Annotated in this window: 2 protein-coding genes; one reads left to right on the top strand and one right to left on the bottom strand. The window is 73.8% G+C overall.

The annotated features are described in order from the left end of the window. Positions 1–291 precede the first annotated feature (291 nt). Positions 292–984, bottom strand: a complete 693-nt coding sequence (locus tag AC2W7G_RS16305; RefSeq protein ID WP_485869360.1) for a hypothetical protein — start codon at positions 982–984, stop codon at positions 292–294. 101 nt (positions 985–1085) lie between these two features. Between AC2W7G_RS16305 and AC2W7G_RS16300 the strand changes: the two genes are divergently transcribed. Further along, on the top strand, positions 1086–1403 hold a 318-nt coding region (locus tag AC2W7G_RS16300; protein WP_485869359.1), incomplete at its 3' end, for an aminoacyl-tRNA deacylase.

Genomic DNA, 1403 nt, shown 5'->3' with positions numbered 1-1403 from the left:
TGTCGCGCACGTGGGACGCCTGCTCGCGGGCCTGGTCGGCGAGGTCCGGCGCGTCCTCGCGCACGCGCCGCGCCGTGCGGACGATCTGCTCGTACCGGCCGCGTCCGGCCCGGGTCCCGAGCACGTACCCGGTCGCGAAGGCGGCGGCGTTCAGGATCTTGCTCATCGAGGGTCCTCTCGTCGTGGGGCTGGCCGTGCCGTACCCACCGCCCGGCGATCTATGCACCCGCCGGACGCGACCGGCGGCCGCCCCGCGTGGGGACGGCCGCCGGTCGCGGACGAGGACGGGACTCAGCCCGTGATGACGTCCAGGGCGTAGGGGACGCCGGAGTCCGTGAGGTACTGGACCTGCAGCGTCCGCGTCGTCCCGCAGCGTCGGTAGTCGCGGGCCTCCCAGATCGTCGAGCCGCCGAAGTGCTCGGCCAGGTCCGCGAAGTAGGTGCTCCACTCCGGGTCGTCGGCCCACAGCTCCTGCATCTGGGCCAGCGTGCCGCGGTCGACGCGCGTGCCCGAGGTGCCGAACCGCTTGTTGACCTGGCTCGACGTGTGCGGCTGCTGGGAGTCCGACGTCAGCTCGAAGATGGTCAGGACGGCCTTGGCGTCCGCGGGGGTCGCGCAGTTCTTCGCGCCCTGGCGCACCGTCACGCGGTGCGTGGCCTTCTTGGTGCGGACCTTGGCCTTCTTGCTCGGGCGGTACTTCACGACGGTCGTGACCCGGTACGAGCCGGCCTTGAGGCGGGCGCTGGAGCGGGAGCGGACGACCGTGCGGCTGCCCTGCTTGACCGTGATGCGCGACGAGACGATCTTGACGCCCTTGCTCTTGGTGACGCGCGGCTTCACCGTCGTCGTGCCCAGGTAGGGGGCCACGGCGGGCTTGGGGGCCGAGATCCGGACCGCGGGGGCGGCCGAGGCCGGACTCGCGGCGAGGGACAGGGTCCCGGCCGCCAGGACGGTGGCCAGGAGGGTGATGAGGGCGCGACGCATCGGGTTCCTTCGTGCAGGGGTGGGGCAAACCCCGCCATCCTCCCCGATCCGGCCGTCGTTCGGGCGAGAACAGGCAAGTCCGTCCCGATAGGCTCGGGCCCATGCCTGAGACGTCCGGACGTGCCCGCGCCCTGGAGGCCGCCCGCGCCCGCGGCCTGTCCGTGGAGCCCGTGCAGCTCCCCCGCGTCCGCTCGCTGGAGGAGGCGGCCGCCGCGCTCGGCGTCGAGCCGCGCGACGTCGTCAAGACGCTGGTGGTCAAGCGCGCCGACGACGACTTCCTGCTCGTCCTGGTGCCCGGCGACCGCCAGCTGGCCTGGCCGAGGCTGCGCGCCCTCGTCGGCGCGAACCGGCTGCAGCTGCCCGACGCCGAGGTCGCTCTCGCGGCGACGGGCTACGCCCGCGGCACGATCACCCCCCTC

It is taken from the genome of Aeromicrobium sp. PFPM2_SD2, assembly GCF_057364525.1.
The sequence above is the reverse complement of the archived record's forward strand: the minus strand, read 5'-3'. Positions and strand labels throughout refer to the sequence as shown.

Excerpts from the sequence above, each read along its gene's own strand:
- AC2W7G_RS16305 (WP_485869360.1), bottom strand. The coding sequence starts at position 984 with ATGCGTCGCGCCCTCATCACCCTCCTGGCCACCGTCCTGGCGGCCGGG.